This is a genomic window from Lacimicrobium sp. SS2-24 (assembly GCF_002201535.1).
In the GTDB taxonomy this organism is placed as follows: domain Bacteria; phylum Pseudomonadota; class Gammaproteobacteria; order Enterobacterales; family Alteromonadaceae; genus Lacimicrobium.
Genome location: NZ_NIWW01000007.1, coordinates 70,125 through 90,238, shown reverse-complemented (window position 1 = coordinate 90,238; position 20,114 = coordinate 70,125). Strand labels below are relative to the sequence as shown.

The 20,114-nt window shown below is 50.7% G+C and carries 20 protein-coding genes; 13 read left to right on the top strand and 7 right to left on the bottom strand.

Translation table 11 applies throughout. From position 1 onward, the window contains the following. The first annotated feature begins 27 nt into the window (after positions 1-27). Entirely contained in the window at positions 28-1,347 is a 1,320-nt protein-coding gene (gene pepQ / locus CCY32_RS12580; RefSeq protein WP_088331222.1) for a Xaa-Pro dipeptidase, read from the top strand. Positions 1,348-1,374: 27 nt separating this feature from the next. After that, positions 1,375-2,547 (top strand): dipeptidase, encoded by a 1,173-nt coding sequence (locus tag CCY32_RS12575; protein WP_088331220.1) that lies wholly within the window; start codon positions 1,375-1,377, stop codon positions 2,545-2,547. Positions 2,548-2,601: 54 nt separating this feature from the next. Here the strand turns inward: CCY32_RS12575 and CCY32_RS12570 are convergent, their stop codons facing one another. After that, the gene (locus CCY32_RS12570; protein WP_141096229.1) at positions 2,602-3,240 is read right to left on the bottom strand and encodes a hypothetical protein; all 639 of its coding nucleotides are present in this window, start codon (positions 3,238-3,240) and stop codon (positions 2,602-2,604) included. A gap of 232 nt (positions 3,241-3,472) precedes the next feature. Here CCY32_RS12570 and CCY32_RS12565 point away from each other — a divergent pair, with 232 nt between their 5' ends. Further along, entirely contained in the window at positions 3,473-4,093 is a 621-nt protein-coding gene (locus tag CCY32_RS12565) for an FKBP-type peptidyl-prolyl cis-trans isomerase (RefSeq protein ID WP_088331216.1), read from the top strand. Positions 4,094-4,350: 257 nt separating this feature from the next. Here CCY32_RS12565 and CCY32_RS12555 read toward each other — a convergent pair whose 3' ends face one another. After that, positions 4,351-5,892 carry a phosphoenolpyruvate carboxykinase gene (locus CCY32_RS12555; protein WP_210401740.1) on the bottom strand — a complete coding sequence of 514 codons (1,542 nt, stop codon included), beginning with the start codon at positions 5,890-5,892 and terminating at the stop codon, positions 4,351-4,353. A gap of 523 nt (positions 5,893-6,415) precedes the next feature. Here CCY32_RS12555 and CCY32_RS12545 point away from each other — a divergent pair. Beyond that, entirely contained in the window at positions 6,416-6,769 is a 354-nt protein-coding gene (locus CCY32_RS12545; RefSeq protein ID WP_088331210.1) for a hypothetical protein, read from the top strand. Positions 6,770-6,882: 113 nt separating this feature from the next. Then, positions 6,883-7,722 (top strand): alpha/beta hydrolase-fold protein, encoded by an 840-nt coding sequence (locus CCY32_RS12540; RefSeq protein WP_246840614.1) that lies wholly within the window; start codon positions 6,883-6,885, stop codon positions 7,720-7,722. Positions 7,723-7,800: 78 nt separating this feature from the next. Here the strand turns inward: CCY32_RS12540 and CCY32_RS12535 are convergent, their stop codons facing one another. Then, positions 7,801-8,040, bottom strand: a complete 240-nt coding sequence (locus CCY32_RS12535) for a DUF2938 family protein (RefSeq protein ID WP_281492515.1) — start codon at positions 8,038-8,040, stop codon at positions 7,801-7,803. 446 nt (positions 8,041-8,486) lie between these two features. On the opposite strand from CCY32_RS12535, the gene CCY32_RS12530 reads away from it, so the two are divergent. Continuing rightward, a complete protein-coding gene (locus tag CCY32_RS12530; RefSeq protein ID WP_168171512.1) occupies positions 8,487-9,089 on the top strand; it encodes a porin family protein in 603 nt (200 codons plus the stop codon). 632 nt (positions 9,090-9,721) lie between these two features. On the opposite strand, the gene CCY32_RS12515 is transcribed toward CCY32_RS12530, so the two are convergent. The 4 genes from CCY32_RS12515 to hslR all read right to left on the bottom strand — a co-directional run bounded on the left by CCY32_RS12515 (position 9,722) and on the right by hslR (position 12,668). After that, positions 9,722-10,849 carry a GGDEF domain-containing protein gene (locus tag CCY32_RS12515; RefSeq protein WP_088331202.1) on the bottom strand — a complete coding sequence of 376 codons (1,128 nt, stop codon included), beginning with the start codon at positions 10,847-10,849 and terminating at the stop codon, positions 9,722-9,724. Positions 10,850-10,912: 63 nt separating this feature from the next. Continuing rightward, positions 10,913-11,314: a DUF84 family protein gene (locus CCY32_RS12510; protein ID WP_246840613.1), complete on the bottom strand. Its 402-nt coding sequence runs from the start codon at positions 11,312-11,314 to the stop codon at positions 10,913-10,915. A gap of 60 nt (positions 11,315-11,374) precedes the next feature. Then, positions 11,375-12,244, bottom strand: coding sequence for an Hsp33 family molecular chaperone HslO (hslO, locus tag CCY32_RS12505; RefSeq protein WP_088331200.1), 870 nt, complete (start codon positions 12,242-12,244; stop codon positions 11,375-11,377). A 19-nt stretch (positions 12,245-12,263) separates the two neighbouring features. Further along, positions 12,264-12,668 (bottom strand): ribosome-associated heat shock protein Hsp15, encoded by a 405-nt coding sequence (gene hslR / locus CCY32_RS12500; protein ID WP_088331198.1) that lies wholly within the window; start codon positions 12,666-12,668, stop codon positions 12,264-12,266. Between the two features lie 168 nt (positions 12,669-12,836). Here hslR and gspC point away from each other — a divergent pair, with 168 nt between their 5' ends. The 7 genes from gspC to gspI are packed head-to-tail and all read left to right on the top strand — an operon-like array spanning position 12,837 to position 20,112. Then, on the top strand, positions 12,837-13,757 hold the full coding sequence (gspC, locus tag CCY32_RS12495; RefSeq protein ID WP_246840612.1) for a type II secretion system protein GspC: 921 nt from the start codon (positions 12,837-12,839) through the stop codon (positions 13,755-13,757). A gap of 53 nt (positions 13,758-13,810) precedes the next feature. After that, the gene (gene gspD / locus CCY32_RS12490) at positions 13,811-15,814 is read left to right on the top strand and encodes a type II secretion system secretin GspD (protein ID WP_281492514.1); all 2,004 of its coding nucleotides are present in this window, start codon (positions 13,811-13,813) and stop codon (positions 15,812-15,814) included. Between the two features lie 29 nt (positions 15,815-15,843). Further along, positions 15,844-17,346, top strand: a complete 1,503-nt coding sequence (gspE, locus tag CCY32_RS12485; RefSeq protein WP_168171520.1) for a type II secretion system ATPase GspE — start codon at positions 15,844-15,846, stop codon at positions 17,344-17,346. A gap of 45 nt (positions 17,347-17,391) precedes the next feature. Next, positions 17,392-18,612 (top strand): type II secretion system inner membrane protein GspF, encoded by a 1,221-nt coding sequence (gene gspF, locus CCY32_RS12480; RefSeq protein ID WP_088331194.1) that lies wholly within the window; start codon positions 17,392-17,394, stop codon positions 18,610-18,612. Next, entirely contained in the window at positions 18,612-19,079 is a 468-nt protein-coding gene (gene gspG / locus CCY32_RS12475) for a type II secretion system major pseudopilin GspG (protein ID WP_088331192.1), read from the top strand. Before gspF ends, gspG begins: the two co-directional genes overlap by 1 nt. A gap of 11 nt (positions 19,080-19,090) precedes the next feature. Then, a complete protein-coding gene (gspH, locus tag CCY32_RS12470) occupies positions 19,091-19,717 on the top strand; it encodes a type II secretion system minor pseudopilin GspH (RefSeq protein ID WP_088331190.1) in 627 nt (208 codons plus the stop codon). Next, positions 19,714-20,112 (top strand): type II secretion system minor pseudopilin GspI, encoded by a 399-nt coding sequence (gspI, locus tag CCY32_RS12465; protein ID WP_246840611.1) that lies wholly within the window; start codon positions 19,714-19,716, stop codon positions 20,110-20,112. The genes gspH and gspI overlap by 4 nt, the downstream gene beginning before the upstream one ends. Positions 20,113-20,114 lie beyond the last annotated feature (2 nt).

Here is a 20,114-nt window from a genome sequence, read left to right as displayed (position 1 = left end):
ATTTTTTAACGTCGGATTTGGTACACTATGCAGCAACTCGTATCCCTTTATCCTCAACATATTGCCGAACTTCAGTCCCGCACCCATGAAGCCCTGCAACGTGAGGGCATCGACGGACTGATCATTCATTCCGGTCAGGCCAAGCGTAAGTTCCTCGACGATATGGACTACCCCTTTGCGGTGAACCCACAATTCAAAGCCTGGGTTCCGGTAACCGACAACCCCAACTGCTGGTTGATCGTCAATGGTCAGGACAAGCCCAAACTGATTTTCTATCGTCCCAAAGACTTCTGGCACAAGGTCCCCCCGGAGCCACAGGACTTCTGGGCAGAGCACTTTGATATCATCCTTTTGACCAAAGCCGATCAGGTGGAAAAACATCTGCCCTATGACAAGCATCGCTTCGCCTACATTGGCGAGTATATCGAAGTGGCAAAAGCACTGGGTTTTGACCTGGTCAATCCGGATCGGGTCATGCATTACCTGCATTATCACCGTGCCTATAAAACCGACTATGAGCTGGCCTGTTTGCGTCAGGCCAACCGCATTGCGGTCGCCGGGCACCGCGCCGCCAAACAGGCGTTTATGCAGCAAGCCAGTGAGTTTGATATCAATCAGGCCTATCTCAGTGCGGTGCGTCAGGGCATTAACGAGGTACCTTATGGCAATATCGTCGCCCTGAACGAGAACACCGCCATTTTGCACAATATGACCGTGGAAGCAGACGCACCCACGCAGCATCGCTCTTTTTTGATTGATGCCGGCGCCCAGTTCCATGGCTATGCCGCTGACATTACCCGAAGCTATGCCTTTGAACAGAATGAATTTGCCGAGTTGATTGCGGCCATGGACCAGGTCACGCTGGATCTGGTGGCCATGCTCAAGCCCGGTATTCCCTACCCGGATTTACATATCCGCGCCCATGAGCAAGTAGCCGAACTGCTTAATCGCTTTGGGGTCGTTAACCTCGACAGCGGCGATATTGTTGAACAGGGTATCACCCGCACTTTCTTCCCCCATGGCATTGGGCACCACCTGGGATTGCAGGTCCATGACATGGGTGGCCTGATGGCCGATGATCGCGGTACCCCCGCACCACCGCCGCAAGACCATCCGTTTTTGCGTGCCACCCGTCTGGTCGAAGCCAGACAGGTGTTTACGGTGGAGCCGGGTTTGTACTTTATTGACAGCCTGCTGGCCGATCTTAAAGGCTCGGAGCAGTCAAAGTACATCAACTGGGATAAAGTCGACCAGTTCCGCCCCTTCGGCGGCATTCGCATTGAAGACAATGTGATTGTGCATCGTGATAAAAATGAAAACATGACCCGTGATCTCGGGCTCGATTAATACAAACAGGAATCTTAAGCAGTGAAAATGAAATATGCTTTTTTAGTCACCGCCCTGCTCGGTAGCAGCGCCCTGGCCATTACGCCTTCAGAACAAGCCATTAAGCTGGCCAAGGATACCATTATCGTGGATGGGCATATTGATGTGCCATACCGGATTAACGATGAGTGGGAAGACGTTACCCGTGCGACCGAGGGTGGTGACTTTGATTATCCAAGAGCCGTTCAGGGTGGACTGAATGCCCCCTTTATGTCGATTTACATTCCTGCCAGTTACGAGCAATCGGGCGGCAGTGTGTTGCTGGCCAACAAGCTCATCGACAGCATGGAAGCATTGGTAGGCCGTGCACCTGACAAGTTTTCACTGGCGTACAGTGTCGCCGATGTAGAAAAAGCCTTTGCCGAAGGTAAAATCGCCCTGCCTCTGGGGATGGAAAACGGCACCCCGATTCAGGGCAGCATGGACAACCTGCGGCACTTTTATGAGCGAGGTATTCGCTACATCACTCTGGCCCACTCGCAGGCCAATCATATCTCTGACTCCTCTTATGACCTGCGCCGCAAATGGAATGGCCTAAGTGACTTTGGTAAGGCACTGGTGGTCGAGATGAACAACATCGGCATCATGGTGGATATCTCGCACGTGTCTGACCAAGCTTTCTATCAGGCCATTGAAATCTCCAAGGCTCCAGTAATTGCCTCACACTCTTCTATCCGTCAGTTTACGCCGGGTTTCGAGCGCAATATGAATGACGACATGATCAAAAAGCTGGCTGAAAATGGCGGCGTGATCATGATTAACTTCGGCTCAAGCTTCGTTTCCAGGAAGGCGCGTCAGTGGAACGATCGGTTTAATACCAAAATGGACGAGAAAAACCTGAGCTGGTCTGATCCCAATGCAGAAACCTTCAGCAAGCAGTATCGTCAGAGTAACCCCTATCCCTATGCCAGTCTGGAACTGGTACTGGATCATATCGACCATGTGCGTGATCTGGTCGGCATTGAGCATATCGGCATTGGTTCAGACTATGACGGCGTGGGTGACTCACTGCCAGAAAACCTCAAAGACGTATCAACTTACCCTAATCTGGTGCAGGGATTGCTGGACAGAGGTTACTCACCAGAGGATATTCGTAAGATCCTCTCTGAAAACCTGTTGCGGGTATGGCGCCAGGTGGAAGACTACGCCGCCAGGCACTGAGGCAATAACGACAGCGTTGCATCCGAGTGTACAACGTATCACAGTGGCTCACCCTCAGGGTGAGCCCACTTTGTCGTAATAAATGGCTTTCATTGCCCCACAGGGACTCAGCCGCATCAGCAAATATGACTCCGCAGGCACCGCCGCTGGAGTATCAAATTCTTTAATACAGCCGATATTCTGAAACAGCATGACCACCTGCTCGTAACTGGGTGTGCCCTGCACCTGATGGATCAGGATACGCGCATCGCGCCCCAGGTCGATTTCATCATAAACCTGCCGGGTTACCGCGGCACTGTCTGACTCAATATGACGTAAATACAACTGTTCGTTAAAGGTCAGCTGCATCTGCTCGAAGAATCGATCACCACCTTTTTTATAGTTCCCCAGGTAGATATCCGCGTTCACTTTAAAGCGGTCACCATCGACCAGCGGCTGGGGATCAAAGTCGGTGGCGAATTTAATGGTCACCAGTTCGGCGTCCCTGACCAGCGAAATCAGCGCCAGGTCGGTTGTTTCAAGGTGATAGAGCACTTGTACGTTGTGAGGGCTGTCGTAACCGGCAAAGTAGGAGGCAAATAACCGCGATTCGTGGTTAAACAGCACCATGCCGGGCTGCTGCTGAGAGGCATGGGCCATCTGCACAGACCACCACATTGCACCTAAAAGTGTCCAAAAAATGATGTATTTCAATGCACAACTCCCATTTATTATCTGCATCGGACCCTTTGAGTATATACCGCAGTAGGGGCGGCGCCTATTCCCATTGGTGTGTATTGTCTGCTAGTTTCCTGACCTGCTCAGCAACCAAGGCATACCCGGTTAGCATAACCAGGCCCGCAATGTTAGGATCCCCCGTCTTTTTACCACCGCCAGCGTGCTGTACTCACTCTGTACCCGGGCGGATTTAACTTAAGGATCCTGAATGTCTAAAACTTACACTAGCGTCGAAGCTCAGGCCAGCTACGGTATTGGTCTGCAAATGGGCGAGCAGCTCGCCGGTAACCCCTTTGAAGGGCTGGATATCGAAGCCGTACAGGATGGCCTGGCCACCGCATTCAACAAACAGCCCAGTGCCGTCAGCAATGACGAGCTCCGAGCCGCCTTCAACGAGATCCATCAGCGCATGCAGGCGGCCAAAGCCGAGCAAGCCAAAGAAGCAACTGCAGCCGGTGAAGCCTTTCTGGCCGAAAACGCTAAACGCGACGGCGTGATTGTGACCGAATCTGGCCTGCAATACGAAGTGATCAGCGAAGGCGAGGGTGAATCTCCGGTTGCCGACTCTACCGTGCGTACTCATTATCACGGTACTCTTATCGATGGCACCATGTTCGACAGCTCTTATGAGCGTGGCCAGCCCGCTGAATTTCCAGTGGGCGGCGTAATCAAAGGCTGGACCGAAGCCCTGCAAATGATGAAGCCCGGCGCCAAGTGGAAGTTGTATGTACCGCATCAGCTGGCCTACGGCGAACAGGGTGCCGGTGCGGCTATCGCCCCATACAGCACGCTGGTATTTGATATTGAGCTGCTGGAAGTGGTTGGCTAAAAGCCGATACCCCTGATAACAAGAAGCCCGCTAAGGAAAACCTTAGCGGGCTTTTTTTTGCATGCTTCTGCAACGGGCAGCTTTAACTGGCCTGAAAGGAATTGGACAAGATGCCCAATACAAAGGTCACTGGCACACCAGGGACGGTGTGTCACACCTGCAGGGACAGCTAATTTCTGAGCCCCGATTAGGTGTTTCAGTATATAGCTCCAAAACATGCCAGCCTGGCTGGCATTGAAACGACCTTTCTAACTACCTCAGGCTTTAGGACCGGCCTGACGAATCTCCTCAGACACATCATACTTGGCGAAGTTATTGTTAAACTCAGTCGCCAGATTCGCCGCGTACTCATCGTATTTGGCCGGGTTTTCCCACGTGTTGCGGGGGTTCAGCAGTGTGCTGTCAACGCCCGGCACCGCGACCGGCACATCCAGATTCAGTTGTGGCAGGTGCTCGGTTTCAACATCGGCCAACTTGTTGTTCACGATGGCATCGATGACCGCACGGGTAGTGGGAATATCGAAACGCTTGCCAATACCGTATGGACCGCCTGTCCAGCCAGTGTTAACCAGATAGACTTTGGCACCGAATTCACGTACGCGCTTAATCAGCAACTCGGCATAAACGCCCGCCGGACGAGGGAAGAAAGGGGCCCCGAAACAGGTAGAGAAGGTAGATTCAATGGCAGCAGTGGAGCCAATTTCCGTGGAACCCACCTTAGCCGTGTAACCGGACAGGAAGTGATACGCCGCGGCCTGCTCTGACAGAATCGACACCGGTGGCAATACCCCACTCACATCACAGGTCAGAAAAACCACCGCACCGGGTTCACCGGCTCTGTTTTTCACTTCGCGCTTTTCAACGTGCTCCAGCGGATAGGCCGCACGGCTGTTCTGAGTCAGACTGGCATCTTTGTAGTCTGGCACCCGATCGTCATCCAGCACCACGTTTTCCAGCACTGTACCAAAACGGATGGCATTCCAGATGACCGGCTCATTTTTCTGCGACAGATCGATACACTTGGCATAACAGCCGCCTTCGATATTAAAGACAGAACCTTTAGCCCAGCCATGCTCGTCGTCACCGATCAGGTAACGACTTGGGTCGGCAGAGAGTGTGGTTTTGCCGGTGCCGGACAGACCGAAGAACAGGGTCACATCACCCGCTTCGCCCACATTGGCGCTGCAGTGCATGGGCAATACATCTTCTGCCGGTAACAAGAAGTTCTGTACCGAGAACATAGATTTTTTCATTTCGCCGGCATAGCGCATACCCGCCAGCAACACCTTGCGCTGTGCAAAGTTAATGATCACCGTGCCTTCAGAGTTGGTGCCATCACGTTCAGGCTCACACACAAAACCCGGTGCATTGAGGATCTGCCAGGCCGGTTTGTCGGCGGCATTCCAGTTTTCAGGGCGGATAAACAGGTTATTGGCAAACAACTGATGCCACGCGGTTTCGGTACGCACCAGCAACGGCAGGTAATGCTCTGGATCAGCACCCACTTCCAGGTGCGACATAAAATGCTCTTTAGCCGCCAGATAGGCTTCCACTCTGTCCCACAAGGCATCAAACTGTGTCGCATCGAAAGGACGGTTCACCTCTCCCCATTGAATATCCGCTTCGGTGCTGGCTTCTTTAACAATAAAGCGGTCTTTGGGCGAACGGCCGGTGCGCTCACCGGTTTCGACGACCAGTGCACCATTAGCGGCCAGGTGACCTTCGTTGCGGCGGATCGCCTGTTCAATCAAATCGGCGGGGGTTAAATCAACCATCAGGTTTGGGGGCAGAGAGGTCATCAAAGCGTACTCCAGGCAAAATGTTTTCAAGTAGGGTTTCAATTCTCGGGCGTGGCGCGGATGATACATTATTTAAGGGCTGCAGAGGTAGCGTTGCGCTCAAAAAAAACACAAAACTGAAAGACTTTCAGAATTTTGATCAAATAATTTCAGAATTTCTGCATAATTATCTGCAAACCCGCCCCACAAGCCCTTTGCATGAAAGAGAATAACGCTCTGACGCCGCCCATAACTATGCAACAGACGAATTGGCTTTAAGTCATAACCAGCCTCTATAGATGCAGATGCCCGAGTCTTTTTTACCTGAAGCCAGCTGGAGATATCCGTAGGCTGTTCTTTTACTCGGGCACTGCCCTACTTCCGCATAGCCGCAAAACGACGGCAAATCGCCTCTTTTTCTCTGCACTATATTGAGTGCAACGCGGCACACCAGGCTGTTCAGGGGTTAGATAACATGCTAGAAACACACTATGGACAAGTACGGCGCTTCGCTGAGCTTAATCGTTATATGTAAAGGATAACTATGTACAAGCTGTTCGTTTTAAGCGCTATTCTTATCGTCACCCTTTTTTCAACCGCTGCTAAAGCTGATAGGTGTGATATTTCCGGTATTTGGAATCACTCTTCTAAACCAGCAAAACTTCTTGTCGACTTAAGTAACGCTGAGATCTCTGTTTATTCTCATGAAAACAACGAAAAAGCTATTGGATTAATTGTTTTAAAAAATCTTAAGCTAGGGTCAACTTCCTCTTCTTGGAATGCACAAATGTATAGTGCAGCTGAAGATTCATTTGTTGATGTTCAGATAAAATCTAAACGTTGCAATCAATTAATGGTTAGCTTTAATGGTGAAGAAGTGCTTGGACTATTTAGGTAATTGGCATATAAAACGTTACTCAAATGGACGCTTTACTGGCTATTTTCCCTCACTAATTTTAGCCAAGCATTGATATGCCCCACATTACGGCGATACACATCAAGGACGTAAATTTGAATAAATTAATCACGGTTATCTTTTCTTTTATTTTTTCACTAAATACTTTTGCCTCAGAAATCATCGAGTTAGGGATCTCAACATCGTTAAACTCGGAAGTCATGGGAGAAAAAAGACCTTTGATGATCTACTTGCCGCCGTCTTACCACGCTGGCACTGAGTCATACCCTGTCATTTACTTACTAGACGGAGACATCCATAGGTTTAAAGGTTTCGTTGGCGTCCTGGAATCATTAAGTACTGCGACGTTGGGAAATCAGGTGCAAGAAGCCATTGTTATTGCTATCCCAAATACAAATAGATCAAGAGATTTGACCCCATCAAGTCTGAGTGAATGGAAGTTCAAGGGCCGCACTCTGGATACGTTCTCACAGACAGGAAAGGCGCTAACGTTTCAAGATTTTCTGGAACAGGAGCTAATCCCGAAAATCGAGAAAACATACAGAACCTCTGATAAGCGAGTACTGATAGGCGAATCCTTCGCCGGTTTGTTTGCTGCAAATGTACTTCTTCATTCTTCGTCATTATTTACCGACTACCTGATCATTGATCCTACCGCGGTATGGGATAATGATTACCTTAATCGGACATATCTTACTCAGTCTGAGTCTGTGAAGTTTAGCTCGAATGTGTATTTTGCTTTTGCAAATAATTCCCATTTGGGAGAAGTAGGATTGACCAACTATAAATGGGGTTCTTCTTTTGCGTCATCCGTCATAAGCAACACTCAAAAGCTAGGAAAGCAGCAATATTTTGAAAACGAAACCCATGGGACTGTCGCTTTCCTGGCTTGGTATGAAGGCTTAAAAAACCTCTTACCTACCTCTGAGAACTGATGGGTATAACAAATGCCTGTGCTCCTGTGCCAATGAATCAGTCTTTTTCCCTCATGCCAGTTTCACTGAGGCTGATTTTTATATTGAGTAAAAAAATTGTATTGCACCGCCTGATACATACAAGCCAAAACCAAAAACAGTATGTGTTATCAGGCTCTGAATACAGGCAGAGGTTGGGTGCTGCGTGCGAGAAGCTGCGATGCCAGCCCCCATACCAGGCTGCATAAGAAAAAAAGGCGCCGTAACGGTGCCTATACCAACGGTAACGGCAGGGTCAATCGTGGGGTTATGTATCCAGGCTTTCCCGCAAAAGCCAATTAATAAACTTATATGATCAGTCAGGCATTAAAAAGCAGGCCATGCTAATACAGCGTGGCGCCGGACAAGCAGTGTTAGCAAGCCTATTCTATGATACGGGCCGTAACTGAACGCCGATGAGCTAGGTGTTCAGTTATCAGTTATTTAAAATTAGTGTGGCTGAATAAAGCGGTTCACCATAACCGGAAAATCTGGCAGTATTGCCCCCTGACAGTGAAAGTGAGGGCTACAATGGACTGTGCCGATATCCACACGCAGGGAATCTGCGCCATTTTGTATCCCCCGAATTATCAGACAACCGCTTACTTACGAACATTTCTTCGCTGGTCACTCTCACGGTCGTGAGACTTGATAATGCCGTGAAGACAAAACGTAAGGCTTTCTGAAACTCCACTCCACTGGCCATGCGTATACCTATATCGGAGTTGTTAATAAAAGGACTGAAAATGAAAAAAATCACAAAAATTTTATTCGCCACTATGGCATGCACTCAACTTTTCTCTGTTTCTGCAGCTGAAAATAATAACTGGTATATGGGGGGATTGTATTCTGCACAAGATCTTTCCAAGATTTCCAATGACGACCGAGATTTTTCTACCTTAGGTATTATCGCTGGATATCAATACAATGAATATTTTTTTACAGAAGCGCGCTATTCAAAAGGGGTTTCAGGTGCGGGTTTTAATGTCAGCGAACAATTCGATTATAGTGCCGATATAAACTATCAGCTATCAGTTTTGATAAAGGCAGCGTATCCGGTAACTGACACATTTAATTTATACGCAATCGCTGGATATGCAAAAACGGACATAGATCAAGTAGGCACAACACCGGTATTTACTCCTGAAACTCTTGAAATCATAGATTCGGAGAAGTTCGAAGTAACTTCCAGCATAAGTGGCTTCACCTATGGTTTTGGCTTAAGTTACGAATTGAATAACAAATTCAATATTTTTGCTGATTACCAGGTTCTTCCTGATTTAGAATCCGTTCCTTTTGGCTCGGATAATTGTAATAGTATTAATGTTGGTTTTAGCTACGCATTTTAATGTATTAAAATTTGAGACGTACTTAAAATCGGACAGCACAATGACATTGAGCGCGATTAATCTTGCCAATGGGTATGGTGGTAAAAAGAACGTCCTTGCAGTTAGCATCACGCTGATATGAACGAGCCAGCGTGGTGCAGCACCTTCACATTGAGTGCGCTTTTGTGGCCCTGCGTAGTCAGAACAAAGGAGTAGTCGCCGCAATACTGAATGCGTAGCGCCTTCGGTACGCCGCCGTTTGTACTGCGCCGAGCCATATGCAATACCCCAAGTTTCGTCGCCTGCTCGAATTAGCCACAAACGGCGCAATCATTATCGATGGCGCGGTAACAATGCAGCTAAAGCGGCGGGTCAACCTTTGCATTGCCCTAAGATCTAGGCCAATGGCTAAAGCTGAATCATGCCTCCGAAAATGAGCTGTGGGTGATGAAATACAAGAAAGGATCCGGGATTCCGAACGTAACTTGGGAAGATGTCGTGATTGAATGGCTGTGTTGGGGCTGGATTGATGGCATCAACAAGCCACTTGATGAGAAATCCTATATCCAGCGGATCACTCCCAGGAAAGCCCGGAGCAACTGGTCGAACAGAATCAGCTGACAACAGCGAAAGCACAGAACTTGCTCAACCAGTTAGTGCGCTTGAACCACCTGATTTCTGCCAGCTGATTTTGCCTGATACAGGGCAAGATCCGCGCGTTTAATCAAAGCGTGAAGGGTTTCTTGAGGCAAACATTCTGCCACGCCAAAACTGGCGGTAAACTGAATAATCTGGTCCTGATAATTGACAGCAAATGCAGCTATTGCTGTTCGCAAACGCTTGGCTAACTGCATTGCAATGTCAACATTTACCTCTGCTAACAGAATAATAAATTCCTCACCGCCCAGCCGGCAACAGATGTCATTTTCACGCACCTCAGACTTGAGTAATGCTGCCACTTTGGTTAAGACTTCATCCCCGGCTTCATGGCCATAGGTGTCATTGATACGCTTAAAGTGATCAATATCAATGGCAATACTAAATGCTGAACGCCGAAATGGCTCCTTTTGGAATTGCCTTTCCATACCTCTGCGGTTATATAAATCGGTGAGCGGATCCTTAAACGACAGTTCGGTCATTTTTTTCTTTTCATCAATCAATAAACTGGTGGTTACGCCCAGGCCAACTAGAACAAATGATACCGATTGTGAAAACACGGTGACGGCAAAAACAAACTTAATATCTTCAGATAATCCCAGCCAGCCTAGCTGAAAAAAGGCAGCCAGAATGACAACGAATAATGCCAGCAATAGCAGGGCAGTGCCGCAGTTTTGTCTGAAGTGGCCACGCCTCACCAGGGCATAGAACAGATAGGGAAATAGCATCAGCGCAAAGAACGCTTCAATAAATACAAAAGCTTTAATAGTGCCTAAAGTGACAGCACTAACACTGCATAACAGGGTGAGTGCTGTCACTCGCAGGGTATGAATCAGGTGCGGCGAATACAGGTTTAGTGCCCCTAGGTAAAGCGTGGCACAAGCAACACAATATGCCACCACGCTTCCCCCTAACAGAGTAGGCAAAATCCCTTCCACCGCCAGCCAGGTACCTAGAAACCCAATGGAGCCCATTAAAAAATAAACCTGAAACAGTCGAAGGGAGGGGGTGTAAGTATAAGCTTTTGAAACTTTCCCAATGACAAAAGAACACGCAATCACCGACGTTAAAATCAGGACGAAAAAGCCCAAGGTGAATGTATCTTTATAAAGGGTTAGATCCATAAACTAATGGTAGGCAAATGACGAATTGAATTAAGCATACACTATGTTAATAATTAGCACCGATTAGCTGGCATATAAATCTGGAAAATTGAATGGCGCCAGCGTCACCGCCATTTCATAGACACCTTGGTGCGTAACACGATGATGCGTGAGCAGACCAAATGCGCCGTCTTTCTGCTTAATATTCTGCGTATCAAATAAGGCGTCCATGACATGGCCGAGCTCTTCTCCCCGTTCTAATGCCTGATAAACCTGTGTCGGCAGTGCCAAGCTACTGCTGCGCGTAACCGAATACCGCCCCTGATGATAAAGTGCCACATAAGCAACGGTGGCCGGGCCTTCATCAAATACATCAACGCCTCCTTCAATGGCGACAAACCAGGCAGATTTTTTGTCATTAGGATAGGTTCCCAAACAGTTCTTCACCCGGTTAATTGCCCCAAAACGTGTTTCTTCTTCGTTCATTCATTGGTTGGTCCGGGACACCGCTTTCTAATAAAAAGGGTCGTATCCAAATTAGTCCTTTCAGCTCAGTTGCTGACTCTCGCCGTAGTGGCCGGCATGAATCGCCTCTATATCAATGGCATCGAAGCGGTATTCAGTGTGGCAATACTGGCAGTTAAGGGTCACAAACCCGTCTTCGGCAACAATATCGAGCAAATTCTGTTTGTCTATTGAGGCCAGTGCGGTGGCACTGCGCTGTTTCGAACAACTGCATTTAAACACTACCGGTTGTGGCGCATACAACTCCACTTTCTGTTCATGGTACAGCCGGTGTAATACCTGTTCGGCAGGCAGATTAAACAGTTCGTCGTCAGTGATGGTGTCGGTCAGATGCACCAGGTGATTAAAGCTTTCCTGTTTGGGGTCATTGCCCGGCAATACCTGTAACAACATACCACCGGCCTGTGCTTTGTCGGCACTGGCTTTGAGGATAACCCTTGTCAGCAGCTGTTCCGATTGCTCAAAATAATGTTCCAGGCACGCTGCCAGGCTGGGCTTATCCAGCGCCACCATGCCCTGATAACGCTCGCCTTCTGTGGGCGTGATGGTGATAACCAGCACGCCTTTGTGGAACATACTGGTGAAATCTTGCGGTACATCACCGTCCCAGCGGGCCACGCCTCTGAGTTCCTGCTTGTGGGTGCCGTTGATCACCGCATATTTAACCGGCCCCTCACTTTGCAGCTGCACGGCAATGTCGCCTTCAAACTTGAGCGTAGCGGTCAACAATGACGTGGCGGCCATCAGTTCACCCAGCAGAGTTTTAACCGGTTCAGGATAGGGCTGATTGTCCAGCACACTGGCGTAACTGGCTTTAAGCTGTACGAGTTCACCGCGCACGTTGTCGTCGCTGAACAAATAACGATATAGCTGATCACTGGACTGGCTCATGATGTTTATCTCTGTCGTGTTATTGATGCTTCAATCTTATTATATCGCGGCGCTGCTTTTTATCGGGCTTGTGGTCGGGCTTCGGATTTAACAATGCCCCCGCTTTACGGGCCTGTGCGTTGGCCTCACGCTGCGCCATGCTGGCCTCGGTTTCTGTGTATAACTGTTGTGCCAGTGACGCGCTGCGGCGCTTGTCTGATAACGCCTGCACCACCACTTCCCGCACATCATAGCCTTGCGGCACCCGAATTGTCGCCCCCAGCTCCACCGTTTTGCTAGGTTTACAACGCTGGCCGTTATAATGCACTTTGCCGCCCTGCACAAGCTCTCTGGCAACCGCCCGGGTTTTACAAAAACGCGCTGCCCACAGCCATTTATCCAGCCTGACACTGCTCTGTTCTGATGTTTTATTGGCATCAGCCATATTGTGCACTCCCAGAATGTAATTTTTTAGTAACCTGAAGGGATTAGAGTTGTTACCCTTTCGGCGACTGGCTATGATGGGCGGGTTAGTTTAGCACAGTGATCAGTGATCGCTGTCAAGTATGCCCCCACGCATAAAAGCACAACTGATCAAAACCCTGGTAGTAATGTGACAGCCATTAATTACAATCATCTTCAACAGGTCGGGCCCTGGCTGATAAAACATCAGCACACCGCCATTAAAATACTGGTGGTATTGCTGAGTCTTTATTTGCTGGCGTTTGCTGCACAAGTCACCTGGAACTTGTTACCGCAACCGCAGTCAGATAGTGCCCCAGTGGCCACCTTCAGCAGCACTCAGGCAGCAAGCAGCGGCAGCCGTGTTGATATTAATAAAGTGAAACAACTGCATTTGTTCGGCAAGCCACAAAAGGGCGAACCGGTGAAACAGGTGGTAGACAATGCGCCGCAAACCAACCTAAACCTGCGACTCACCGGGCTGGTTGCCAGTGACGTGGCGGAGCGGGGGGCGGCCATTGTGGAATACCGCAATCAACAAAATACCTATGGGGTAGGCGAAAAAATTGAAGGCACCAGTGTCATTGTCAAAGCCGTTCACACCGACAGGATTATTATTGAGAATGGCAGTCGTATGGAAACACTGATGCTCGACGGGGTGGATTTTAAAAAGGGCAACGCAATGCCTGCCAGCACAGCGATGCAGCGTACCCCGCAACAACCCGCTAATTCGCCCAGACAGCTCTCTGAGCAGGCCATCAGTGCCACTCAGGATCTGCTGGCACAACCGGCCAATTTTACCGATTACATTGCCATCTCTCAGCACATGGTTGAGGGTGAGTTGCGCGGCTATCGCGTGAGTCCAGGCAAAAAGCCGCAGCTGTTTCAGGCTGTGGGCTTACAGGCCAATGATATTGTTACCGAAATTAACGGGCTGGACCTGACAGATGTTCAGCAATCCATGGAAGCCATGTCAATGCTGCGGGAAACCGATGCACTGCAACTCACCGTTGACCGTGACGGCGAACTGCTTACCCTTTACCTCGACCTGCCCGTGGACGATCTTCAATGATAAGGATGATAACTATGCGCTGTGGTGTCTTTAAGCGTTTATCCATTGCCGTGATGGCGAGTTTGCTGGCCATTGCCACCAGCCTCTCTGCGGCAGAATATTCGCCGAATTTTAAGGGTACCGATATCGACGAGTTTATTAATATCGTCGGCAAGAACCTCAAACGCACGATCATTGTTGATCCGAATGTGCGCGGCAAAATTACCGTACGCAGTTATGATCTGCTCAACGAGGATCAGTATTATCAGTTTTTCCTGAACGTGTTGCAGGTATACGGCTTTGCCGTTGTGGAAATGCCCAGCGGTATCCTCAAAGTGGTGCGCGACAAAGACGCCAAAACCTCCAACATTCCGGTTATCGAAGGCACGCCCTTTGATGGCGATGAAATGATCACCCGTGTGGTGCCGGTGTACAACGTGTCGGTGCGTGAACTGGCGCCGTTGTTGCGTCAGCTCAATGACCAGGCAGGCGGTGGTAATGTGGTCAGTTATGATCCTTCCAATGTCATGATGCTGACCGGCCGCGCAGCGGTGGTAAACCGCTTAGTGGAGATTATTGAACGGGTCGATAAAGCCGGTGACCAGGAAGTGGACATTATTAAGCTCAAATATGCGTCCTCTTCAGAAATGGTGCGCATCGTTGAGAGCATCAACAAATCCCAGGGCGGTAAACCCACCCCGGACCTGCTGCAACCGCGAGTGGTAGCCGATGACCGCACCAACAGCGTGATTGTCTCCGGCGATATCAAGGCCCGTCAGCGCCTGATTAACCTGATTGAACGCCTGGATAAAGAGCTGGAAACCAGCGGCAACACCCGCGTGCATTATCTCAAATATGCCAAGGCCGAGGATCTGGTCAAAGTGCTGCAAGGAGTCAGTGCCGGCATACAGGCCGAAGAAGGCGCAGGTGCCACCAATCAGCGCCGCAATAGCAATACCCGGGATGTCAGCATTGATGCACATAAAGAATCTAATGCCCTGGTGATCACAGCCGAGCCGGATATGATGCGCTCCCTCGGTGAAGTTATTCGCCAGTTAGACATTCGCCGTGCGCAAGTGCAGGTGGAAGCCATTATTGTGGAAGTGTTTGAAGGTGACGGCACGCAGCTGGGTGTGCAGTGGGCCAGCGAAAATGGCGGCGGTCAGCAGTTTAACAACGGCACGGTTCCCATCGGCGCCTTAGGGGTGGCCCTGCGCCAGGCCGAAGACAAAGAGGTGAACCGTACCTATGTCAGCGCCAATGGCGAGCCGGTGCGCACCACAGAAACCATTGAAGGGGATCTGACCGCACTGGCCAACTTACTCGGTGGCCTGAATGGCGCGATGTATGGGGTGGTCAAAGATGGCTGGGGCGCGGTGGTGCAGGCTGTCAGTACAGACACCAACTCTAACGTCCTGGCGACCCCCCATCTGACTACCATGGATAATGAAGAGGCCTTTTTCATCGTCGGTCAGGAAGTGCCCATTATTACCGGCTCTTCAACCGGTTCGAATAACGAAAATCCGTTTCAGACCGTGGATCGTCAGGAAGTGGGCATCAAGCTCAAGGTCACCCCACAAATTAACGAGGGCAACGCGGTGCAACTGCTGATTGAGCAGGAAGTCTCCAGTGTCAGCGGTGCAACGGGTGTGGATATTTCTATCAACAAGCGGGAAATCAAGACCACGGTGATCGTCGATGACGGTGGCACGGTGGTGCTCGGCGGGCTGATTGACGAAGATATTCAGGAGAGTGTCTCCAAAGTACCGTTGCTGGGCGACATTCCGGTGCTTGGGCATTTGTTTAAGTCCACCACGTCCAGCAAACGTAAGCGCAACCTGATGGTCTTTATCCGTCCCAAGATCATCCGTGAGGGCGTAACCATGAATCAAATCAGTCATCAGAAATACAACTTCATTCGCGCCGAGCAGCTGAAGCGCCAGGCCGATGGCGTACCCCTGATGCCGTTCGCAGAAACACCGGTATTACCAGAGTGGGACGACGCCCTCAGCCTGCCTCCCAGCTTCGATGAATACATGCATGACAAAGATCAGAAAAAACAAGGGCAGAAAGACTAATGTCTGATCAACAAGTCTCACCAGAACAAATGGCCGCAGAGCCAGAAGAGACAGTAAGTGGTCACAAACAGTTGTCTTTCGGGTTCGCAAAACGGCATCAGGTACTGCTGGATACCCAGCCGGATACCCCGGTGCTGTATCACACGGCGGAGACGGCGTTTGAGATCTTTGCCGAAGTCAGGCGCTTTCTCGGGCACAAATTTGCATTGCAGGAAATTGCCACCGAAAAATTTGAGTCGCTGCTGACTCAGGCCTTCCAGCGCGACTCGTCAGAAGCCAAGCAGCTGATGGAAGATATCGGCAACGAGGGCGACTTGTTTGCGCTGGCCGAAGAGCTGCCGGAAACCGAAGATCTGCTGGAAAGCGAGGGCGATGCCCCTATTATCAAGCTGATCAATGCCATGCTTGGCGAAGCCATTAAGGAAGGGGCCTCGGATATTCATATCGAGACCTTCGAAAAACGCCTGATTGTGCGTTTTCGGGTAGACGGGGTATTGCGGGAAATCTTGCGTCCTAACCGTAAAATGGCGTCCATGCTGGTGTCGCGGATCAAAGTAATGGCACGGCTGGATATCGCCGAGAAACGAGTCCCTCAGGATGGTCGTATTACGCTGCGCATAGCCGGTCGTGCGGTGGATGTGCGGGTCAGTACCATGCCCTCTAGCCACGGCGAACGGGTGGTGCTGCGTCTGCTCGACAAGAATACCGCTCATCTGAATCTCGCCGACCTGGGTATGACCAAAAAGATTGGGCGCCAGTTTTCAGAGCTTATCCGCAAACCCCACGGCATTATTCTGGTGACCGGCCCCACTGGCTCTGGTAAGAGTACGACGCTGTATGCCGGGCTGACGGAAATCAACAGTAAAGACCGCAACATTCTGACGGTGGAAGATCCCATCGAATTTGATCTTGAGGGTATCGGACAAACCCAGGTCAATACCCGGGTGGACATGACTTTTGCACGCGGGTTACGGGCCATTCTGCGCCAGGACCCGGATGTGGTCATGGTGGGCGAGATACGTGATCTGGAAACCGCACAGATCGCGGTACAGGCCAGTTTAACCGGTCACCTGGTACTATCGACGCTGCACACCAACACCGCATCGGGAGCCATTACCCGTCTTGAAGACATGGGCATTGAGCCGTTTTTGCTGTCTTCCAGCCTGCTGGCGGTGATTTCGCAACGTCTGGTCAGAACCTTGTGTCTGGAGTGCCGCGAGCAACACATTCCCTCGGAGCGGGAGTGCGAAATCCTGGGCATCAAAAGCAAAAAAGCGTCCGAACACCCCATATACAGCCCGCGCGGCTGCGCCGCCTGTAATCAGACCGGATATCGGGGCAGAACCGGCATTCATGAAATGCTGGTCGTCGATGAGATCATCCGCGACATGGTGCACAACGGCCATGGCGAACAGGCAATCGAAAAGCATATCCGCCAGTCTGCACCCAGCATACGTGATGACGGTTGTGCCAAGGTGCTCAAGGGTGTGACGTCACTAGAGGAAGTGCTGCGTGTTACCCGTGAAGACTGACGTCAACAACCTTCTCTGCCACCTGCTGAATCGGACCTGTAGCTGATGGGTGCGTTTGCTTACAAGGCTCTGGATGCAAAGGGCCGTAATAAATCCGGCGTGATAGAGGCAGATACCGCCCGTCAGGTACGTCAGCAGCTGCGCGAGCAGAGCCTGATCCCGATGGATGTCACCCAGGTGGCCCAAAAAGACAAGCAGCAAAGCCGCGCATTGGTGCGCTTTGAGCGGAGTATTTCCACGGCCGATCTGGCCTTGCTCACCCGCCAGATCGCCACACTGATTGAGTCTGCCCTCCCCATTGAGGAAGCCTTGCTCGCAGTTGCTGAGCAATGTGAAAAGCCCCGACATAAAAACATGATGATGGCCGTGCGCAGTAAGGTGGTGGAAGGACACGGACTGGCCGATGCCATGAGTGAGTTTCCGCATGTCTTTGACCATCTGTACCGTGCCATGGTGGCGGCAGGCGAGAAATCCGGTCATCTTGATACGGTGCTCAATCGCCTTGCCGACTACACCGAAAAACGCAATCAGACACGCAGTCAGATTATCCAGGCCATGATCTACCCGGCCATGATGTTAACGGTTGCCTTGCTGGTAGTGATTGCCCTGCTGACTCAGGTGGTACCGAAAATTGTCGGCCAGTTTGACACCATGGGCCAGGAACTTCCCACCATTACCCGGGTCATGATTGCTATCAGTGAGTGGCTGCAAAACTACGTGCTGCTGGCGGGGATCGTGCTGGTGGTGCTGGCGGTGATTGCCCAGCGGCTGCTGCAACGACCACGCATACGCCTGGCCTATCACCGTATATTGCTGCGTTTACCCATGTTGGGTAAGGTATCACGCGGCCTGAATACCGCCAGGTTTGCGCGCACCCTGAGTATTCTGACGTCCAGCGCCGTGCCGTTACTGGAAAGTATGCGCATTGCTGCACAAGTGCTGGAAAACCTGCATATTCGCAACCTGATACTCGATGCCTCGGAGCGGGTTAAAGAAGGCTCCAGTTTACGTGCGGCCCTGGAAAAGACTGGCATGTTCCCGCCCATGATGATGCATATGATTGCATCGGGTGAGCGCAGTGGTGAACTGCAACAAATGTTAACCCGGGCAGCCGATAATCAGGATCGTGAGTTTGAAGCTCTGGTCAGCGTCACACTCAAGGTGTTTGAACCTGTGCTGATCGTGACCATGGCGGCCGTTGTCATGTTTATTGTCATGGCCATATTACAACCAATTCTTGCATTAAACAGTATGGTGAATCTCTGATGAAACAACTTATCTCGCGCTCTGCTGTGGCCGCTTGCCGCAGCAACAAGCAGTCCGGCTTTACGCTTATCGAAGTGATGGTGGTACTGCTGATCATCGGCATGATGGCGGCCTTTGTCGCGCCGGCAATTCTTGGCAATCAGGAATCCGCCGAGCTTAAAAAAGCAGCCATCGATATTCAGCAGCTCGAAAGCGCCATTCAAATGTACCGGGTACGCACCGGCATGCTGCCAACCACCGAGCAGGGCCTCGATGCGCTGGTGAATGCGCCGACCATCGAGCCGATGCCGCGTAATTACCCCGCAGACGGCATCATCCAGCGTTTACCTCAGGACCCCTGGGGCAATGATTATTACCTCCTCAGCCCAGGGGAAATGGGCACCTTTGATGTGTTTTCAGCAGGTCCCGATCGCCAGACCGGCACCGACGATGATATTGGCAACTGGAATCTGGAAGAATATCTCTGAGACACCCGTCGATGCGCCCCATTGCAACCAGACAACCCGGTGGCTTCACGCTGCTCGAGGTGATGCTGGTGTTACTGCTGATGGGGCTGATAGCGGGTACCATCAGCTTTACCAGCCTCAGCACCAGTAAAGAAACAGAGCTCAAAGAACAGGCGCAACGCTTTCAGGTTGTGGTGGGCATGGTGTCTGATTATGCCGTGCTCAATCAGCAGGAAATTGGTCTGCGGATCGACACCGAAGAGACACAGGCAAACGGTTACTACTTTGTGACCCTGGACGATGAACAACAGTGGCAGCGCTTTGAGCCAGAAAAGCTTTTTCGGCCGGTGGAATTGCAGGAAACATTTTTCCTGCAGTTACAACTTGAAAACCTGCCCTGGCAGCAGGAGGATAGCCTTTTCGACAATCGCCTGTTTGACGAGAGCCTGTCAGTCAGTGAAGAGAATGTCGACATCGGTGAAGAGGAGGAGGCCCTGCCGCCCCCGCAAGTTCTGATCTTATCAAGTGGTGAAATCACCCCCTTTAGCCTCACGTTTGGCTTTGAGCCTGGCTTTTCCGATGACGCCCCGGTGTACTTTCAGGTCAACGCCGAGGACATGCCACCGCTGACGCTGAGTGAGCCGCTGAACAGCCTATGAAACATACCGGGATGACATTGCTGGAGGTAATGGTGGCACTGCTGATTTTTGCCATTACCGGTACAGCCGTGATGAAAGCCGCCAGTGAGCACCTCAACAGTATCTCCGTTATCGAAGAGGTCACCTTTGCCACCTGGGTTGCCAATAACCGGTTAACGCAACTGCAGCTGGAAAGCCGCTGGCCACCTCAAAACAACGTAAAGGGCACACAGGAACTGGCCGATCGCACCTGGCACTGGCGCCAGATTGTGAAGGAGACCACCGACAAAGACATGCGCGCGGTGGAAATCGAAGTACGGCTACAAGCTGACGCTGACAGTGCCATTACCAATGTCGGTACCTTCGTCACCCGCCGGGCAAACACCTCTGCTCTTTCACGATCACCGGGTGAGTAAGT

Bases quoted from the DNA above. Each gene is read 5' to 3' on its own strand.
- pepQ (WP_088331222.1), top strand. From the start codon at position 28: ATGCAGCAACTCGTATCCCTTTATCCTCAACATATTGCCGAACTTCAG.
- CCY32_RS12575 (WP_088331220.1), top strand. From the start codon at position 1,375: ATGAAATATGCTTTTTTAGTCACCGCCCTGCTCGGTAGCAGCGCCCTG.
- CCY32_RS12565 (WP_088331216.1), top strand. From the start codon at position 3,473: ATGTCTAAAACTTACACTAGCGTCGAAGCTCAGGCCAGCTACGGTATT.
- CCY32_RS12555 (WP_210401740.1), bottom strand. From the start codon at position 5,892: ATGACCTCTCTGCCCCCAAACCTGATGGTTGATTTAACCCCCGCCGAT.
- CCY32_RS12545 (WP_088331210.1), top strand. From the start codon at position 6,416: ATGTACAAGCTGTTCGTTTTAAGCGCTATTCTTATCGTCACCCTTTTT.
- CCY32_RS12530 (WP_168171512.1), top strand. From the start codon at position 8,487: ATGAAAAAAATCACAAAAATTTTATTCGCCACTATGGCATGCACTCAA.
- CCY32_RS12515 (WP_088331202.1), bottom strand. From the start codon at position 10,849: ATGGATCTAACCCTTTATAAAGATACATTCACCTTGGGCTTTTTCGTC.
- CCY32_RS12510 (WP_246840613.1), bottom strand. From the start codon at position 11,314: ATGAACGAAGAAGAAACACGTTTTGGGGCAATTAACCGGGTGAAGAAC.
- hslO (WP_088331200.1), bottom strand. From the start codon at position 12,244: ATGAGCCAGTCCAGTGATCAGCTATATCGTTATTTGTTCAGCGACGAC.
- hslR (WP_088331198.1), bottom strand. From the start codon at position 12,668: ATGGCTGATGCCAATAAAACATCAGAACAGAGCAGTGTCAGGCTGGAT.
- gspD (WP_281492514.1), top strand. From the start codon at position 13,811: ATGGCGAGTTTGCTGGCCATTGCCACCAGCCTCTCTGCGGCAGAATAT.
- gspE (WP_168171520.1), top strand. From the start codon at position 15,844: ATGGCCGCAGAGCCAGAAGAGACAGTAAGTGGTCACAAACAGTTGTCT.
- gspF (WP_088331194.1), top strand. From the start codon at position 17,392: ATGGGTGCGTTTGCTTACAAGGCTCTGGATGCAAAGGGCCGTAATAAA.
- gspG (WP_088331192.1), top strand. From the start codon at position 18,612: ATGAAACAACTTATCTCGCGCTCTGCTGTGGCCGCTTGCCGCAGCAAC.
- gspH (WP_088331190.1), top strand. From the start codon at position 19,091: ATGCGCCCCATTGCAACCAGACAACCCGGTGGCTTCACGCTGCTCGAG.
- gspI (WP_246840611.1), top strand. From the start codon at position 19,714: ATGAAACATACCGGGATGACATTGCTGGAGGTAATGGTGGCACTGCTG.